This window comes from Pseudomonas mediterranea CFBP 5447, assembly GCF_000774145.1.
In the GTDB taxonomy this organism is placed as follows: domain Bacteria; phylum Pseudomonadota; class Gammaproteobacteria; order Pseudomonadales; family Pseudomonadaceae; genus Aquipseudomonas; species Aquipseudomonas mediterranea.
The window spans coordinates 437,651-454,707 of the sequence record NZ_KN322984.1; the positions used below are offsets into that span (position 1 = coordinate 437,651).

The 17,057-nt window shown below is 63.7% G+C and carries 15 protein-coding genes; all 15 read right to left on the minus strand.

All coding sequences use genetic code 11. The annotated features are described in order from the left end of the window. Positions 1-103: 103 nt before the first annotated feature. Positions 104-1,297, minus strand: a complete 1,194-nt coding sequence (gene ftsZ, locus N005_RS11730; protein WP_047701346.1) for a cell division protein FtsZ — start codon at positions 1,295-1,297, stop codon at positions 104-106. A 106-nt stretch (positions 1,298-1,403) separates the two neighbouring features. Beyond that, positions 1,404-2,663 (minus strand): cell division protein FtsA, encoded by a 1,260-nt coding sequence (gene ftsA, locus N005_RS11735; protein WP_003205342.1) that lies wholly within the window; start codon positions 2,661-2,663, stop codon positions 1,404-1,406. 15 nt (positions 2,664-2,678) lie between these two features. Continuing rightward, the gene (locus tag N005_RS11740) at positions 2,679-3,545 is read right to left on the minus strand and encodes a cell division protein FtsQ/DivIB (protein ID WP_024781279.1); all 867 of its coding nucleotides are present in this window, start codon (positions 3,543-3,545) and stop codon (positions 2,679-2,681) included. A gap of 3 nt (positions 3,546-3,548) precedes the next feature. Beyond that, entirely contained in the window at positions 3,549-4,514 is a 966-nt protein-coding gene (locus N005_RS11745) for a D-alanine--D-alanine ligase (protein ID WP_047701347.1), read from the minus strand. After that, positions 4,511-5,971, minus strand: coding sequence for a UDP-N-acetylmuramate--L-alanine ligase (murC, locus tag N005_RS11750; protein ID WP_047701348.1), 1,461 nt, complete (start codon positions 5,969-5,971; stop codon positions 4,511-4,513). The genes N005_RS11745 and murC overlap by 4 nt, the downstream gene beginning before the upstream one ends. Further along, positions 5,964-7,034 (minus strand): undecaprenyldiphospho-muramoylpentapeptide beta-N-acetylglucosaminyltransferase, encoded by a 1,071-nt coding sequence (gene murG, locus N005_RS11755; RefSeq protein ID WP_047701349.1) that lies wholly within the window; start codon positions 7,032-7,034, stop codon positions 5,964-5,966. The genes murC and murG overlap by 8 nt, the downstream gene beginning before the upstream one ends. Beyond that, positions 7,024-8,241 carry a putative lipid II flippase FtsW gene (ftsW, locus tag N005_RS11760; RefSeq protein ID WP_047701350.1) on the minus strand — a complete coding sequence of 406 codons (1,218 nt, stop codon included), beginning with the start codon at positions 8,239-8,241 and terminating at the stop codon, positions 7,024-7,026. The genes murG and ftsW overlap by 11 nt, the downstream gene beginning before the upstream one ends. Beyond that, positions 8,238-9,584, minus strand: coding sequence for a UDP-N-acetylmuramoyl-L-alanine--D-glutamate ligase (gene murD, locus N005_RS11765; RefSeq protein WP_047701351.1), 1,347 nt, complete (start codon positions 9,582-9,584; stop codon positions 8,238-8,240). The genes ftsW and murD overlap by 4 nt, the downstream gene beginning before the upstream one ends. A 5-nt stretch (positions 9,585-9,589) precedes the next feature. Next, positions 9,590-10,672, minus strand: coding sequence for a phospho-N-acetylmuramoyl-pentapeptide-transferase (gene mraY / locus N005_RS11770; RefSeq protein ID WP_041020571.1), 1,083 nt, complete (start codon positions 10,670-10,672; stop codon positions 9,590-9,592). Next, positions 10,672-12,039, minus strand: coding sequence for a UDP-N-acetylmuramoyl-tripeptide--D-alanyl-D-alanine ligase (locus tag N005_RS11775; protein WP_047701352.1), 1,368 nt, complete (start codon positions 12,037-12,039; stop codon positions 10,672-10,674). Before N005_RS11775 ends, mraY begins: the two co-directional genes overlap by 1 nt. Then, the gene (locus N005_RS11780; RefSeq protein ID WP_047701353.1) at positions 12,032-13,495 is read right to left on the minus strand and encodes a UDP-N-acetylmuramoyl-L-alanyl-D-glutamate--2,6-diaminopimelate ligase; all 1,464 of its coding nucleotides are present in this window, start codon (positions 13,493-13,495) and stop codon (positions 12,032-12,034) included. Before N005_RS11780 ends, N005_RS11775 begins: the two co-directional genes overlap by 8 nt. Continuing rightward, positions 13,495-15,234, minus strand: coding sequence for a peptidoglycan D,D-transpeptidase FtsI family protein (locus N005_RS11785; RefSeq protein WP_162843632.1), 1,740 nt, complete (start codon positions 15,232-15,234; stop codon positions 13,495-13,497). The genes N005_RS11780 and N005_RS11785 overlap by 1 nt, the downstream gene beginning before the upstream one ends. Next, positions 15,234-15,527: a cell division protein FtsL gene (ftsL, locus tag N005_RS11790; protein WP_041020575.1), complete on the minus strand. Its 294-nt coding sequence runs from the start codon at positions 15,525-15,527 to the stop codon at positions 15,234-15,236. The genes N005_RS11785 and ftsL overlap by 1 nt, the downstream gene beginning before the upstream one ends. Further along, positions 15,524-16,471 (minus strand): 16S rRNA (cytosine(1402)-N(4))-methyltransferase RsmH, encoded by a 948-nt coding sequence (rsmH, locus tag N005_RS11795; RefSeq protein ID WP_047701355.1) that lies wholly within the window; start codon positions 16,469-16,471, stop codon positions 15,524-15,526. The genes ftsL and rsmH overlap by 4 nt, the downstream gene beginning before the upstream one ends. Then, positions 16,468-16,923, minus strand: coding sequence for a division/cell wall cluster transcriptional repressor MraZ (gene mraZ, locus N005_RS11800; protein WP_003205355.1), 456 nt, complete (start codon positions 16,921-16,923; stop codon positions 16,468-16,470). The genes rsmH and mraZ overlap by 4 nt, the downstream gene beginning before the upstream one ends. Between the last annotated feature and the right edge of the window lie 134 nt (positions 16,924-17,057).

Sequence of the window (17,057 nt, forward strand, 5' to 3'; positions counted from 1 at the left end):
CGCTTCAGCGCAAATTGCGAACTGGTATCAACAAAGGCTGGCGATGATAGCAGACCAGACCTTTGCTGAACACCAATCACCCGAATACCCCTGATACATTTCATCAATCGGCCTGACGACGCAGGAAGGCCGGGATGTCCAGGTAGTCCAGATCGTCTTGTGGATTCATCTTCGCGGCAGTCGCAGCACCGGCCTGGGCCTGGTTGCGCATGACGGTCGGACGGTCCAGGTCGCGGTAGTTCACCGCTGGCTGTTCCTGACGAACGGGGGCTTGCTGCTGAGGCTGCGAGGCCATGGTGGTCTGGACAGTGTTGTCGATCACCTTCATCGGTTTCTCGATTTTCGCGCCCAGGCCGGTGGCAACCACGGTCACGTGCAGCTCGTCACGCATGTCCGGATCGATCACGGTGCCGACCTTGACCATGGCGTGGTCGGAAGCGAACGCTTCGATGATGCTACCCACGTCGGAGTACTCGCCCAGGGACAGGTCGGGACCGGCGGTGATGTTCACCAGGATGCCGCGGGCGCCCTGCAGGTTCACATCTTCGAGCAACGGGTTGCGGATGGCCGCTTCGGTGGCCTCGCGCGCACGGTTCGGACCGCTGGCGCAGCCAGTGCCCATCATCGCCATGCCCATTTCGGACATCACGGTGCGTACGTCGGCGAAGTCGACGTTGATCATGCCCGGACGCTTGATGATGTCGGAGATACCGCGAACGGCACCGGCCAATACGTCATCGGCCTTGGCGAAAGCCGACAGCAGGCTGGCGTCTTTACCGAGGATGGTCAGCAGTTTCTCGTTGGGGATGGTGATCAACGAGTCGACGCTGTCGCTCAACGCACGGATGCCTTCATCGGCAATCTGCATGCGCTTGCGGCCTTCGAACGGGAACGGACGGGTCACCACCGCAACGGTGAGGATGCCCATTTCCTTGGCCACTTCGGCAATGATTGGCGCCGCACCGGTACCGGTACCGCCGCCCATGCCCGTGGTGATGAACACCATGTTGGTGCCGGCCAGGACTTCAGCGATGCGCTCGCGGTCTTCCAGGGCAGCCTGACGGCCAACCTCGGGATTCGCGCCGGCACCCAGGCCCTTGGTCACACCGGTACCCAGTTGTAGGATGGTCCGCGCGCCAATGTTCTTCAGCGCTTGAGCATCGGTGTTGGCGCAGATGAACTCGACGCCTTCGATGTTGCTCTTGACCATGTGGTTGACAGCGTTGCCGCCGCCACCGCCGACACCGATTACCTTGATAACCGGGCTAGCGGGGATGTTGTCTACGAGTTCGAACATTTTCCCTCTCCTTACATTCTCTAGTTTTTTTCGCCTACTGCATCTTCAGCTACAAGCTGCAAGCCCTTGAGCTGCAAGCTTGCCGCTTGAAGCTTGAAACTTGTCGCTAAAAGTTACCTTTGACCCACGCCTGGAGCCGCTCGAACAGCGGTGCCTTCGGCTCGTCGCTGCTGTAGCTGTCGCGGCTGCCTATCCCTGAGAACGAGATGCCGTCGGACTGCTTCTGCAGGCCGTACATCAACAGGCCCACGCCGGTGGAATAGATCGGGTTGCGCACCACGTCATCCAGGCCCTTGACGCCATGGGGCACGCCCAGGCGTACCGGCATGTGGAAGATTTCCTCGGCCAGCTCGACCGCGCCTTCCATCTTCGACGTACCGCCGGTCAACACGATGCCGGCCGGGATCAGGTCTTCGTAGCCGCTGCGGCGCAGTTCAGCCTGGATCAGCGTGAACAGTTCGTCGTAGCGCGGCTCGACCACCTCGGCCAAAGCCTGGCGGGACAGCTCGCGCGGTGGACGGTCGCCGACGCTCGGGACCTTGATGGTTTCACCGGCACCGGCCAGTTTCGCCAGGGCGCAGGCGTAGCGGATCTTGATTTCCTCGGCGTACTGGGTCGGGGTGCGCAACGCCATGGCGATGTCGTTGGTCACCTGGTCACCGGCAATCGGGATCACCGCGGTGTGGCGGATGGCGCCTTCGGTGAAGATTGCGATGTCGGTGGTACCGCCGCCGATGTCCACCAGGCACACGCCCAGTTCCTTCTCGTCGTCGGTCAGTACCGAGTAGGCCGAAGCCAGTTGCTCGAGGATGATGTCGTCGATTTCCAGGCCGCAACGGCGCACGCATTTTTCGATGTTCTGCGCAGCGTTCACGGCGCAGGTGACTACGTGGACCTTGGCTTCCAGGCGCACGCCGGACATGCCCAGGGGCTCGCGCACGCCTTCCTGGTTGTCGATCACGTAATCCTGCGGCAGGGTGTGCAACACCCGCTGGTCGGCCGGAATCGCCACGGCCTGTGCCGCGTCGAGCACGCGCTCAAGGTCGGCGGAGCTGACTTCACGATCACGAATCGCGACGATGCCGTGGGAGTTCAGGCTGCGGATGTGATTACCCGCCACGCCGACGAATGCCGAGTGGATCCGGCAACCGGCCATCAGCTGCGCTTCTTCGATGGCGCGCTGGATCGATTGCACGGTGGACTCGATGTTCACCACCACACCTTTCTTCAGGCCACGGGACGGATGGGTACCGATCCCGACGATGACCAGCGTGCCGTCGTCCGCAACCTCGCCTACCAGCGCAACCACCTTGGAAGTGCCGATATCCAGCCCGACGATCATTTTTCCGCTTTGCACGTTTGCCATGGGTCCTGCCTCTTCTTAATTCTTCGCGACGGCGGGTTGGGCCGTCGTGGGCGCTACCGGTTCCCGCCAGCCAACAGCCAGGCCATTGGCGTAGCGCAGGTCGATGCGCGCGATGTTCGTAATCTGTTCTTTGAGCGTCTTGTCATAGATGGCGATGAAACGGCGCATCTTTTCCACCAGGTTGCCGCGGCCGAGCAGCAGCTCGATGCCCGGCCCCGAGCTGCCTGCGCCAGTGGTCAGGAACCAGCTGCCGCGTTCGCGCAATTCCAGGCGCGCGATGGAGAAGCCCAACGGCCGGAGCATCTGGCTCAACACCTGGTATTGCTGCATCACCTGCTGCTGGGCCCGCTGCGGGCCGAACAACTGTGGCAAATGTTCGTAATTGGCCAGTTCCCGCGGCGTGAACGCCTGGCCCTGGTTGTTCAACAGCGACTCGTCGCCCCAGCGGGCCACCGGCAGTTGTTCTTCCAGGCGGATCGAAACCTGGTCGGGCCACACACGCCGGACTTCGGCGTGGGCGATCCAGGGCATCTGCTCCAGCTCCGTGCGCATACCCGCCAGGTCGATGGTGAAGAAGCTCGACGCCACGAACGGGGCGATCCGCTGCTGCACCGCCTGCTGGCTGATGTAGCTGAGGTCGCCCTGGACGTTGATCCGGGCGATCGGCCGGTCGGCGTAAGGCAGCAACCGCTGGGCGCCTTCATAGGTACCGAACCCCAACGCCACCAGCAGTACCGGCCAGAACAGGCTCTTGAGAAAACCAAAGTTGGCTTTCGGCAAGCGCGCCGACATCGGCTCTTTGGCCACCATTCGGCTGGCACCCCGCGGCACCGGCTTGCGACCGGGTGCGGATGGCTGATGACGAAGCGATGCGCCTTGCATGGCTTAACCTCTTGGCTCTTGAGTGCCGACACTGGCGGCCAGGATCGACAGCACCAGTTGCTGGAAATCCAGGCCGGCGGCACGGGCCGCCATCGGTACCAGGCTGTGATCGGTCATGCCGGGCGCGGTATTGACTTCCAGGAACCAGAACTGCCCCTCGGCGTCCTGCATCACGTCCGCCCGTCCCCAACCGGCAATACCCAGCGCCTCACAGGCCTTGGCCGTGAGGTCCATCAGTTCTCTTTCCTTGGTGCTGTCCAGCCCGCAGGGAATGCGGTACTGGGTGTCATTGGCCACGTACTTGGCGTCGTAGTCGTAGAACGTGTGGGGCGTGCCCAGCGCAATCGGCGGCAACACCTGGTCACGCAGGGTGGCGATGGTGAACTCGGGACCGGTGATCCATTGCTCGACCAACACTTGCGAATCGTAGGAACTGGCGTCTTTCCATGCCGCGGTCAACTCAGGCAGCGAATTCACTTTCGCCATGCCGATACTTGAACCTTCATGGGCCGGTTTGACGATCAAAGGGAAGCCCAGTTCCGTGGCCGCCGAAATACAGTCGGCCTCGGACGCCAGCACGGCATGCCGCGGCGTCGGGATGCCGAGGCTGTGCCAGACCTGCTTGGTGCGCAGCTTATCCATCGCCAGGGCCGAAGCCAGGATGCCGCTGCCGGTGTAGGGAATGCCCAGGCATTCGAGCAGGCCTTGCATACTGCCGTCTTCGCCGCCACGACCGTGGAGGATGATGAACGCACGGTCGATCTTTTCACTCAGCAAGCGCTGCAGGAAGTCATCGCCCACGTCGATGCCGAATGCATCGACGCCGGCGCCTTGCAAGGCTTCAAGCACAGCCTTGCCGGACTTGAGGGATACCTCGCGCTCGGCACTCTTGCCACCGAACAGCACGGCGACACGGCCGAAGGCTTTCGGGTCAAGGGTGGAGACCAGGTTGGCGTAGGCAGCAGTCATTTCAGTTTCCCCTCGCTGGAGGCCACGGTGGCACCGGCGAATAACGGACTTTTCAACAGTTTCGGCGCCAGGCCGCCGATGTCACCGGCCCCTTGGCACAACAGGATGTCGCCGGCGCGCAGCAGCGGCTTGACCAAGGGCGCGAGGTCCACGCCGCGTTCGATGTAGATCGGGTCCAATTGACCGCGCTGACGGATGCTGTGGCACAGCTGACGGCTGTCGGCACCCGGGATCGGCTCCTCCCCGGCTGGATAGACTTCCATCAGCAGCAGCACGTTGGCGTCGGCCAGCACCTGGACGAAATCGTCGTACAGGTCGCGGGTACGGCTGTAGCGGTGCGGCTGGTAGACCATCACCAGGCGGCGCTCCGGCCAACCACCGCGCACGGCCTTGATCACCGCCGCAACTTCGGTCGGGTGATGGCCGTAGTCGTCCACCAGCATCACCTGGCCGCCGTCCACTGGCAGCTCGCCATAGACCTGGAAGCGTCGCCCCACGCCCTGGAAGCCGGACAGCCCCTGGACGATGGCTTCGTCGCTGACGCCTTCGTCGGTGGCGATGCAGATGGTGGCCAGGGCGTTGAGCACGTTGTGGTTGCCCGGCATGTTCACCGACACGTCCAGCGGCTCGCGGTCGGGGCGCAGCACGGTGAAGAACGTCTGCATGCCCTGCTGGCGCACGTTGATGGCGCGCACGTCGGCTTCTTCGCCGAAACCGTAGGTCACGGTCGGGCGCTTGATCAGCGGCAGAATCTCCCGCACCACCGGATCGTCCAGGCACACCACCGCCAAGCCGTAGAACGGCAGGTTGTGGAGGAACTCGACGAAGGTCTTCTTCAACTTGTTGAAGTCGCCGTCGTAAGTCGCCATGTGGTCGGCGTCGATGTTGGTGACCACGGCCACCAGCGGTTGCAGGTGCAGGAAGCTTGCATCGCTCTCGTCGGCTTCGGCGATCAGGTAGCGGCTGGTGCCCAGTTGGGCATTGGTACCCGCGGCATTCAGGCGACCGCCGATCACGAAGGTCGGATCCAGGCCACCGGCGGCGAACACCGAGGCGATCAGGCTGGTGGTGGTGGTCTTGCCATGGGTGCCGGCCACGGCGATGCCGTGGCGATAGCGCATCAGCTCGGCCAGCATCTCGGCACGGGGCACCACTGGAATGCGGCGTTCCAGGGCGGTGGCGACTTCCGGGTTGGAGGTGTTCACGGCGCTGGAAACCACCAGCACGTCGGCATTGGCGGCGTTCTCGGCACGGTGGCCGATAAAAATCTGGGCGCCAAAGGACTCCAGGCGCTCAGTGACCGGCGAAGCCTTCAGGTCGGAACCGGAGACCTGATAGCCCAGGTTCAATAGCACTTCGGCGATCCCGCACATGCCCACGCCGCCGATACCGACGAAGTGGATGCGGCGGATACGGCGCATTTCCGGCTGTGGCATGGCTTTGCGATTCTCAACCATGGGCCACCTCCAGGCAGGTATCGACCACTTGGGCCGTTGCATCGGGTTTGGCCAGGCGGCGCGCGGCGCGGGCCATGTCTTCTAGTCGTTGCGGTTGCATCAAGACCTCTGTCAGGCGGGCGGCAAGATCCGCGGCGCCGGTCGTTCTTTGCGGCAGCAGGAAGGCAGCGCCTTCGCGGGCCAAATAATCGGCATTGCGGGTCTGGTGGTCGTCGATGGCGTGGGGCAAGGGCACCAGCATCGAGGGCAGACCGGCGGCAGCCAGTTCACTGATGGTCAACGCGCCTGCGCGACAGATCACCAGGTCGGCCCAGCCATAGGCTTGGGCCATGTCTTTGATGAAAGGCTGCACTTGCGCCTCGACGCCTGCGGCGCGGTAGCGCTCGGCGGTCACTTCATCGTGGTGCTTGCCAGCCTGGTGAAAGACTTCCGGCCGCAGTTCGGAAGCGACCTGCGACAAGGCTTCGGGCAGCAATTTGTTCAACGGCTCTGCCCCCAGGCTTCCACCCAGGACCAACAAACGCGCCTTGCGTCCGGCCAGGGCCGGGCGCGGGTTATCAAGAAACAGCTCGGTACGCACCGGATTACCGGTGGTGCGGCGGCTGCCCGACAGGGTAAAGGTGTCGGGAAAGGCTTCACAGACCCGGGCGGCCAACGGCACCAGTAACCGATTGGCGGTACCGGCGACGGCGTTCTGCTCGTGAACGATCACCGGCACGCCGGCCAATTTGGCTGCGACACCGCCGGGGCCGGTCACATAACCACCGAACCCGACCACGCAGACCGGCCGTAACCGGCGAATGATCGCCCGCGCCTGCCAGACCGACTTGAGCAGCATCAGCGGCGCCTTGAGCAAGGACAGCTTGCCTTTGCCCCGCAGGCCGCTGGCGTCGATCCGATGCAACTCCAGGCCCGCGCCAGGGACCAGTTCGTTCTCGATCCCCCGTGGCGTGCCCAGCCAGTGCACGGTGTAGCCGCGCGCCTGGAACTCTCGGGCACAGGCCAGCGCCGGGAAGACATGCCCGCCGGTGCCACCGGCCATGATCAGCACGTTAGCGCCCATGAGACGGCTCCTCGGCGAAGTCGCTCTCCTGGAATTCCATCTCTTCGCTGCCCAGGTGGGTCCGGCTCTCCCATTCGATGCGCAACAACAGGCCGAGACAGGCACAGCAGATCACCAGGGAGCTGCCGCCATAACTAAGGAATGGCAGCGTCAGGCCCTTGGTCGGCAGCAGGCCGACGTTCACACCGATGTTGATCAGGAACTGACCAATCCACAGGAACGACAGACCATAGGCCACATAGGCGGCGAAGAACTGTTTGGCCTTCTCGGCCCACAAGCCGATGTACATGCCACGCACGCAGACGAACACGAACAGGGCCACGGTGCACAGCGACCCCACCACGCCGAGTTCTTCGGCCAGCACCGAGAACACGAAGTCGGTGTGGGCTTCCGGCAGGTAGAACTGTTTCTGCACGCTGTTGCCCAGGCCCACGCCCAGCCATTCGCCGCGCCCGAAGGCGATCAACGCCTGGGTCAATTGATAGCCGGAACCGAACTGGTCGGCCCACGGGTCGGTAAAGGTGATCAGCCGCGCCATCCGATAGGGTTGCGCCTGCACCAGCACCGTCACGGCAGCCACCGCCAGCGCCACCATCAGGATGAAGCGGAACAGTCCGACTCCGCCCAGGAACAACATCGCCGCCGCCGCGCCCATCATCACCACCGTAGCGCCGAAGTCCGGTTCCATCAGCAGCAGGCCGGCCATGGGCAGCAACACGATGAACGGCTTGAAGAAACCCATCCAACTCTCGCGCACTTCCTTCTGGCGACGCACCAGATAACCGGCGAGGAACAGCACCACGAAGACCTTGGCGATTTCCGAGGGCTGTACGTTGAAGAAACTGAAACCGATCCAGCGCATCGAACCGTTGACCTCGCGGCCAATACCCGGCACCAGCACCATCACCAGCAGGCCAAAGGCACCGAGCAGCATCATCCAGCCCAGGCGTTGCCAGGTGGCGATCGGCACCATCATGGTGACGACGCAGGCCCCCAGGCCGATCACCAGGTAAATCAGGTGGCGGATCATGTGGTACAGGGTGTTGCCGGACTGCACGGCCGCCACTTCCGACGACGCGGAAGTGATCATCACCAGGCCCAGGCCCAGCAACGCCAGGCAACCGGCGAGCATCGGGAAATCGAGGTCGATACCACGCCCGGTGATCAGCGGCGACGGATACGGCTTGATGACGTTTCTCAGGCTCATGCCAAGTCCTCCGCAGCCCGGGCGAACAACTGCCCGCGCTCTTCGTAGTTCTTGAACATGTCGAAACTGGCGCAAGCCGGCGACAGCAGGACGGCATCGCCCGGTTGAGCGAGGGCACGGCATTGCTGCACGGCTTCGTCCAGCGAAGCGACGCGAACCAGCGGTACGCCGTCGCCGATGGCCTCGGCGATCAATTCGCGGTCGCGTCCCATCAGCACCACGGCGCGGCAGTTGGCCGCCACCGGATCGCGCAGGTCCTTGAAGTCGGCCCCCTTGCCGTCGCCACCGGCGATCAGCACGAGCTTGCCTTCGATGTCTGCGCCCAGCCCCTCGATGGCGGCCAGCGCCGCCCCGACATTGGTGGCCTTGGAATCGTTGTACCAGGCCACGCCATCCAGGTCGCGAACCCATTGGCAGCGGTGTTCGAGGCCGGCGAAAGTACGCAGCGCCGACAGCATGGCATCGAACGGCAGGCCGACCGCATGCCCGAGGGCCAGGGCCGCCAGTGCGTTGGCCTGGTTGTGGGCACCGCGGATCTTCAGCTCGCGCACCGGCATCAGGTTCTGGAATTCGAAGGCCAGGTATTTCTCGCCATTCTCTTCACGCAACCCGAAGCCCTTGAAGTCCGGCACGCCGAGGCCGAAGGACCAGCATGGCATGCCCTCGCCCAGCAACGGACGGGTCAGTGCGTCCTGGCGGTTGAACACCACTTGCCGGGCACCGCGGAAAATCCGGTGCTTGGCCAGGTGATAAGCCGGCAGGCCGCTGTAGCGGTCCATGTGGTCTTCGCTGATGTTGAGCACGGTCGCCACTTCGGCACCGAGATGGTCGGTGGTCTCGAGCTGGAAGCTCGACAACTCCATCACGTACAGCTCGACATCATCGCTGAGCAGGTCCAGCGCCGGGGTCCCGAGGTTGCCGCCCACGGCGACCCGCTTGCCGGCCGCCGCGGCCATTTCGCCCACCAGGGTGGTGACGGTGCTTTTCGCGTTGGAGCCGCTGATAGCAATGATCGGCGCCTTGGCGTTACGCGCGAACAGCTCGATATCACCGGACAATTTCACTCCACGGGCAGCAGCGGCCTGCAGGGCCGGCGTCGCCAGGGCCAGGCCGGGGCTCACGTAGAGCTCGTCGGCGCGGCACAGGAACTCGACGTCCAGCTCGCCACAACGCACGTCCACCTGCGGATAGTCACGCCGCAGCGTGGCCAGCTCAGGCGGATTCTCCCGCGTATCCGCGACGGCAAACGACACGCCCCGGCTCGCCAGGAAGCGAACCAGGGACATGCCGCTCTTGCCGAGGCCGACAACGATGCGGAAGTGGTCAGAAGCGATCAGGGACACTCGTTCTACCTCAGCTTCAGGGTGGCAAGGCCGATCAGCACCAGAATCACGGTGATGATCCAGAAACGGACGATCACGCGCGGCTCGGGCCAGCCCTTGAGTTCAAAATGGTGATGGATCGGCGCCATGCGGAATACGCGGCGGCCGGTCAATTTAAAGGACGCAACCTGAATGACTACTGACAGGGTCTCCATCACGAACACACCGCCCATGATGAACAGGACGATTTCCTGGCGAACGATAACGGCGATGGTGCCCAGGGCCGCGCCCAGCGCCAGCGCGCCGACGTCACCCATGAAGACCTGGGCCGGGTAGGTGTTGAACCAGAGGAAACCCAGGCCGGCGCCGATCAACGCGCCGCAGAACACGATCAGCTCGCCCGCCCCCGGCACGTAGGGGATCAACAGGTATTCGGCGAACTTCACGTTACCCGACAGGTAGCAGAAGATCCCCAGCGCGCCGCCGACCATCACTGTCGGCATGATCGCCAGGCCATCGAGGCCGTCGGTGAGGTTGACCGCGTTGCTCGAACCGACGATCACCAGGTAGGTCAGCACGACGAAGCCTGCGCCCAGCGGAATGCTGTAGTCCTTGAGCATCGGCAGGATCAGGGTGGTTTCCACCGGCGAGGCGGCGGTCATATAAAGGAAGATCGCCGCGCCCAGGCCGAACACCGACTGCCAGAAATATTTCCAGCGGCTCGGCAGCCCACGGGAGTTTTTCTCGATGACCTTGCGGTAGTCGTCCACCCAGCCGATGGCGCCGAACAACAGGGTCACCAGCAGCACGGTCCAGACATAGCGGTTGGCCAGGTCGGCCCAGAGCAAGGTGCTCACGCCGATGGACGACAGGATCAACGCGCCGCCCATGGTCGGGGTGCCGGATTTGGACAGATGCGACTGCGGCCCGTCGTTACGCACCGACTGGCCGATTTGCAGGTTCTGCAGGGTGCGGATCATCCACGGGCCCAGGAACAGCGACAACGACAACGCGGTCAGCACACCCAGGATCCCGCGCAGGGTCAGGTACTGGAAGACCGCGAAGCCTTTGTAGAACTGTTGCAGGTACTCCGCTAGCAGCAGCAGCATCAATGTTTCTCCGTACGGGTGCCGCACAGCGCCGCGACGATGTTTTCCATCGCTGCGCTACGAGAGCCCTTGATCAATAAAGTGGTGTTCGGGTCTTGCTCGGCACCCAGGGCCTGGATCAGGTCGGCCTGAGTGGTGAAATGCTGTGCGTGCTCGCCGAACGCGGCGACGGCATGGGCCATCATCGGGCCGACGGCATACAGCGCATCGACCTTGCCACGGGCATAGGCACCGACGTCGTGGTGCCCCTGTTGCGCCCATTCGCCCAATTCGCCGATGTCCCCCAGCACCAGCACGGTGCGGCCGGAAAAACCGGCGAGGATATCCACCGCCGCGCACATGGACGTCGGGTTGGCGTTGTAGGTGTCGTCGATCACCCGCATGCCGTTGCTGGCCAGTTGCGCCACGGTGCGGCCCTTGACCGGCTGCACGGCGTTCAAGCCTGCGACGACGCCCGGCAGGGACACGCCCAGCGCATGGGCGGCAGCGGCAGCGGCCAGGGCATTGGCGACGTTATGGGTGCCGAGCAGGTTCAACTGGACCCGCTCCGCACCGTCGGGGCTGTGCAGGTTGAAGGCCGGGCAGCCACGGGCATCGCGGTCCAGGTCGCTGGCGTAGAAGTTCGCGGCGAGGTTGCTCAGGGCAAACGTCAGCACCTTGCGCTCACCCGCTCGCGCCTTCCAGATTTCGAACGCCTTGTCGTCGAGATTCAATACGGCGACGCCATCGGCCTCCAGCCCCTCGATGATCTCGCCCTTGGCCTCGACGATTTTTTCCGGGCCGCCGAACTCGCCGACATGGGCGGTCCCGGCGTTGTTGAGCACGGCGACGTGGGGCTTGGTCATGCCCACGGTGTAGGCAATCTCGCCGAGCCGCGAGGCACCGAGCTCGATGACGGCGGCGCTGTGCTCCGGCGCCAGCTCGAGCAGGGTCAACGGCACGCCGAGGTCATTGTTCAGGTTGCCGCGGGTTGCCAGCACCGGGCCACGGGTACGCAGGATGCTGGCGAGCATTTCCTTGACCGTGGTCTTGCCGCTGGAACCGGTGATGGCGGCGACCGGGTTGCCGAATGCCGCACGGTTCAGTGCGCCGAGCTGGCCCAGGGCCTGACGGGTATCGTCGACCAGCAGCTGTGGCAACGCGCTGTTGGTGACCTCGCGCTCGACCAATGCCGCGACCGCCCCTTTGGCCGCCACGTCATTCAGGTAATCGTGGCCGTCAAAACGCGGGCCGGCCAAGGCGACGAACAGTTGTCCTGGAGCAATGGCCCGGCTGTCGATGCTGACGCCGTCGAAACGGGCATCCGCCGCGATGAGGCGCGCATTCAGGGCGCCGGTCAGTTCGCTGAGTTTCAAGGCCTTAAGCATGGGCCACCTCCCAGGCGGTCAAGGCATGATCGGCCTCGACCAGATCGGAGAAGTCATGGCGCACGCCGTTGATTTCCTGGTAATCCTCGTGCCCCTTGCCAGCCAGGACGATCACATCGTCCGCCGAAGCGCTGGCGATCAACTGGGCAATCGCCTGGCCGCGACCGGCCACGAAGGTCACCTTGTCCGCCGCCGAGAACCCGGCACGGATGTCGTCGAAAATCTGCATCGGGTCTTCGCTGCGAGGGTTGTCATCGGTGACGAGTACGCCATCGGCCAACCGCTCCACCACCTCGGCCATCAGCGGGCGCTTGCCGCGGTCACGGTCGCCGCCGCAGCCGAACAGGCAGAGCAACTTGCCTTTGGCGTGAGGTCGCAGGGCCATCAGGACTTTTTCCAGGGCATCGGGGGTGTGGGCGTAGTCGACCACCACCAGCGGTTGAGTGCCGCCGCCCAGGCGCTGCATGCGACCGGCCGGGCCTTCGAGCTTCGGCAGGACCTTGAGGATTTCATCCAGCGCGTAGTCCAGCCCCAGCAAGGCGCCGATGGCGGCCAATACGTTGCTCAGGTTGAAACGGCCCAGCAAGGTGCTGCGCAGATGGTGTTCGCCCTGCGGGGTGACCAGCGTCGCCCGTACGCCCTCGTCGTCGAACTGCGCCTGGCGTACATAAAGGTGCGCACTGGCATCTTCCAGGCTGTAGGTGATCAACCGCGACTCGCCCTGATTGGCCGCCAATTGCCGGCCGAACTCATCGTCGAGGTTGATGACCCGGCATTTCAGGTTGTTCCAGGCAAACAGCTTGGCCTTGACTTCGCCATAGGCCTGCATGGTGCCGTGATAGTCCAGGTGATCCCGGGACAGATTGGTCAGTACGGCAATGTCGAACGCCAGGGCGGTGACGCGTCCCTGATCCAGGCCATGGGAAGACACTTCCATCGCAACGGCCTTGGCGCCAGCCTTTTTCAGGTCGGCCAGGGTCGCTTGCACGGCAATCGGGTTCGGCGTGGTGTGCAGGCCGCTCACCAGGGCGCCGTGGAAACCGTTGCCCAGTGTCCCGACAATGCCGCAGTGCTGCCCCAGCAGGTCCAGCGCCTGGGCCACCAGTTGGGTGACGCTGGTCTTGCCGTTGGTACCGGTCACGCCAATCAGGTTCAGATGACGGCTCGGCTCGCCATAGAAACGCCCGGCGATGTCCGACAACTGCGCCGCGAGGCCCTTGACCGGAATCAGCGGCACGTCGGTGATTGGCAGTACCGTCGCACCTTCTACTTCATAGGCCACCGCAGCCGCGCCGCGCTGCAAGGCATCGGCGATGTGGGCGCGGCCGTCATAGCGTCCGCCCGGCACGGCCAGGAACAGGTCCCCGGCGCGGACGTTGCGGCTGTCCAGGGCCAGTTCGCGAATCAGCAGATCGTGACCGGCGTGGGCAAAAATCTTGTTCAGGCTCAGGGACATCAGCCACGCCCTCCATCGGCTTTCAAAGGGACGACCGGCGCAGTGCTCGCCTGCTGGGTGGGCGGCAGGTTATCCGGGGTGACGTTCATCAGGCGCAGGGTGCCGGACATGACCTTGCTGAATACCGGCGCCGACACCAGGCCACCGAAGTAGCCCGCCTTGCTCGGCTCGTCGATGACCACAACGATGGCGTAGCGCGGGTCACTCATCGGCCCGAAGCCGGCGAACAGCGAACGGTAGGAGTTTTCGGCATAACCCTTGGTGCCCACGGAGGTCTTGCGGGCCGTACCCGATTTGCCGGCGACGTGATAGGCCGGTACCTGGGCGCGGTAGACGCCGCGCGGCGCCTCGATCACCTGCTGCAACATGCCTTGCATGGTCTTGGCGACATTCTCCGGGATCACCTGGGTGGTCTGCGGCGGCTTGTCGGTCTTGATCAGGGTCAGCGGCGCGATGCGGCCGTTGTTGGCCAATGCCGAGAACGCGTGGACCAGCTGGATCGCCGTCACGGATACGCCATAGCCGTAGGACAGGGTTGCCGTCTCGGCTTTGCGCCACTCGCGGTAGTTCGGCAGGTTGCCGACACGCTCACCAGGGAAGCCCAGGCCGGTGTCCTGGCCGAGGCCGATCTTCTGCGCCAGGCGATAGATAGTCTCGCCGCCGATATCGAAGGCGATCTTGCTCATGCCCACGTTACTGGAGTTGATCAGGATGCCGGTCAGGTCGAGCACCGGGCCTTCGGTCTTGGACACGTCACGAATGGTGTACTTGCCGATCTGCAAGGTCCCCGGATACACCTCGACGGTGTCGCTCGGCTTCCAGCGTCCGGTTTCCAGCGCAGCGGCCATGGAAACGGCTTTCATGGTCGAACCCGGCTCGAACACGTCGATCATCGCGCGGTTGCGCATCATCGCCGGCTGCAGGTTGCGACGGTTGTTCGGGTTGTAGGTGGGCTGGTTGACCATGGCCAGGATCTCGCCGGTCTTCACGTCCATGATCACCAGGCTGCCGGCCTTGGCACCGTTCTCGACGATGGCGTTGCGCAGTTCGCGGTTGGCCAGGTATTGCAGGCGCAGATCAATGGACAACGCCAAGGGCTTGCCGGCCTTGGCGTTTTTAGTGACCTGGACATCCTTGATCAGCCTGCCGCGCCGATCCTTGATGACCTGGCGCTTGCCGGCGACCCCGGCGAGCCATTCGTCATAAGCCAGTTCCACACCTTCGCGCCCCCGGTCATCGATATCGGTAAAGCCGACCATGTGCGCCGTCACTTCACCGGCCGGGTAAAAACGCCGGAACTCTTCGATGCCATACACGCCCGGCACCTTCAGGTCGAGCACGCTCTGGCCCTGCTCGGGGGTCAAGCCACGGACCAGATAGATGAACTCCTTGTTGGCCTGGGCTTCCAGGCGTTCGGCCAGGGCCTTGGGGTCCTGCCCGAGGGCAGCGGCCAGGGCTGGCCACTTTTCCTTGGCCAGCTGCATTTCCTTGGCGTTCGCCCACAAGGTGGTCACCGGGGTACTCACGGCCAGGGGTTCGCCATTGCGGTCGGTGATCAGACCACGGTGAGCCGGGATCGGGATATGACGCACGCTGCGGGCATCGCCCTGCCCCTTGAGGAAGTCACGGTCGACCACTTGCAGGTCGATGATGCGCCAGGAGATAGCAGCCACCATGATCCCGAGCAACCCCAGGACCAGACGGAACCGCCATGGGAACAGCGCCCCTTCGAGCTTCATCATGGCGCCACCATCTGTACTTCGGCAGCATTCGGGATGCGCATCTTCAGCTGTTCGGTGGCCAATACTTCGATACGGCTGTGGGCCGTCCAGGTGCTCTGCTCCAGGATCAACCGGCCCCACTCGGCCTGCGCCTTGTCGCGCACACTCAGTTCGTTATAAAGCGTGTTGAGCAGTTGCCGGTTCCAGTGCGCGCTATAGGACACGCCGATGGCCGACACGAGCACGCCGATAAACAGCAGCAGCATGAAAAAGCTGCCGCCCGGCAGGGGCTTGGCGAAGAGCTTGCTCACCGCAACTTCTCCGCAACACGCATGACGGCGCTACGGGCCCGGGGATTGGCCTTGAGTTCCGCCTCGGAGGCGAACTGCGCCTTGCCATGAATCTTGATTTTCGGCACGAAGGCCTCGAAACGCACCGGCAGATTGCGCGGCAGGTTGTCGGCCTCGCCCTTGGTGAGCTTGCGCATGAACAGCTTGACGATGCGGTCTTCCAGGGAATGGAAGCTGATCACCACCAGGCGACCGCCGATCTCCAGCGCTTCCAGCGCGGCATCGAGGCCGGCCTCGAGGTCGCCCAGTTCGTTATTGACGTGGATGCGCAACCCCTGGAAAGCCCGGGTCGCCGGGTTCTTGCCCTTCTCCCACGCCGGGTTGGCGATTTTCAGCACTTCGGCCAGGTCGCCGGTGCGCTCGAATGGCTTGATGTCGCGGCGCTCCACAACGGCGCGCGCCATGCGCCCGGAGAAACGCTCTTCGCCGTACTCCTTGAAGACACGGGCGATCTCTTCTACCGGCGCGGTGTTGACGAATTCGGCGGCGCTGATTCCGCGAGACGGATCCATGCGCATGTCCAGCGGGCCATCATTGAGGAAACTGAAGCCGCGCTCAGGATCGTCCAGTTGCGGCGAAGAGACGCCCAAGTCGAGCAGGATCCCGCCGACCTTGCCGGCCAGGCCACGCTCGGCGACCTCCGACCCCAGCTCCGCAAAGCTGCGCTGCACAATGACAAAGCGGCCGTCTTCGGCCGCCAGCGCTTGCCCGGTGGCAATCGCTTGAGGATCCTTGTCGAATCCCAGCAGCCGGCCGTCCGGACCGAGCTGGCTGAGAATCAACCGGCTGTGCCCACCGCGCCCGAACGTGCCGTCCAGATAGCAGCCATCAGGACGTACGGCGAGGGCCTCGACGGCCTCGTCAAGCAGTACGGTGATGTGGTTGAAGCCGCTATTTATAGTCACAGGATCAGATCACGCAGTTCATCGGGCATGGCGCCCGGTTGTTGAATAGCAGCGAGGTCGGCGGCGGAAACCGCATTCCAGGCATCTTCGTCCCACAATTGGAACTTGTTCAGTTGGCCCACCAGCATCGCGCGCTTGTCCAGCTTGGCGTATTCGCGAAGGCGCGGTGGGACCAGGAAGCGACCACTGCCGTCGAGCTCCAGGTCGACGGCATTACCGATCAGCAAACGTTGCAGCCGGCGGTTTTCTTCACGCAGCGAAGGCAGTGCGCGCAGTTTGGTTTCGATGATTTCCCATTCATCCAACGGGTAGACGCAAAGACAGGGGTCAACGGCATCGATCGTGACGATCAACTGACCGGAACTACGCGAAACGAGCTCGTCACGGTACCGGCTCGGCATGGCGAGACGGCCCTTTGCATCGAGACTGATAGCGTTGGCTCCGCGAAACACGTCAGCGTTTCTCCAAAATCTAGCGTTTTACGTCCAAAAAACCCACTTCATGCCACTTTCCTCCACTCGCGCACACTATAGGAATGCGCCCACCGCACCGTCAAGGCGCGGATTGAAGGAAAAGCCTTATAGAT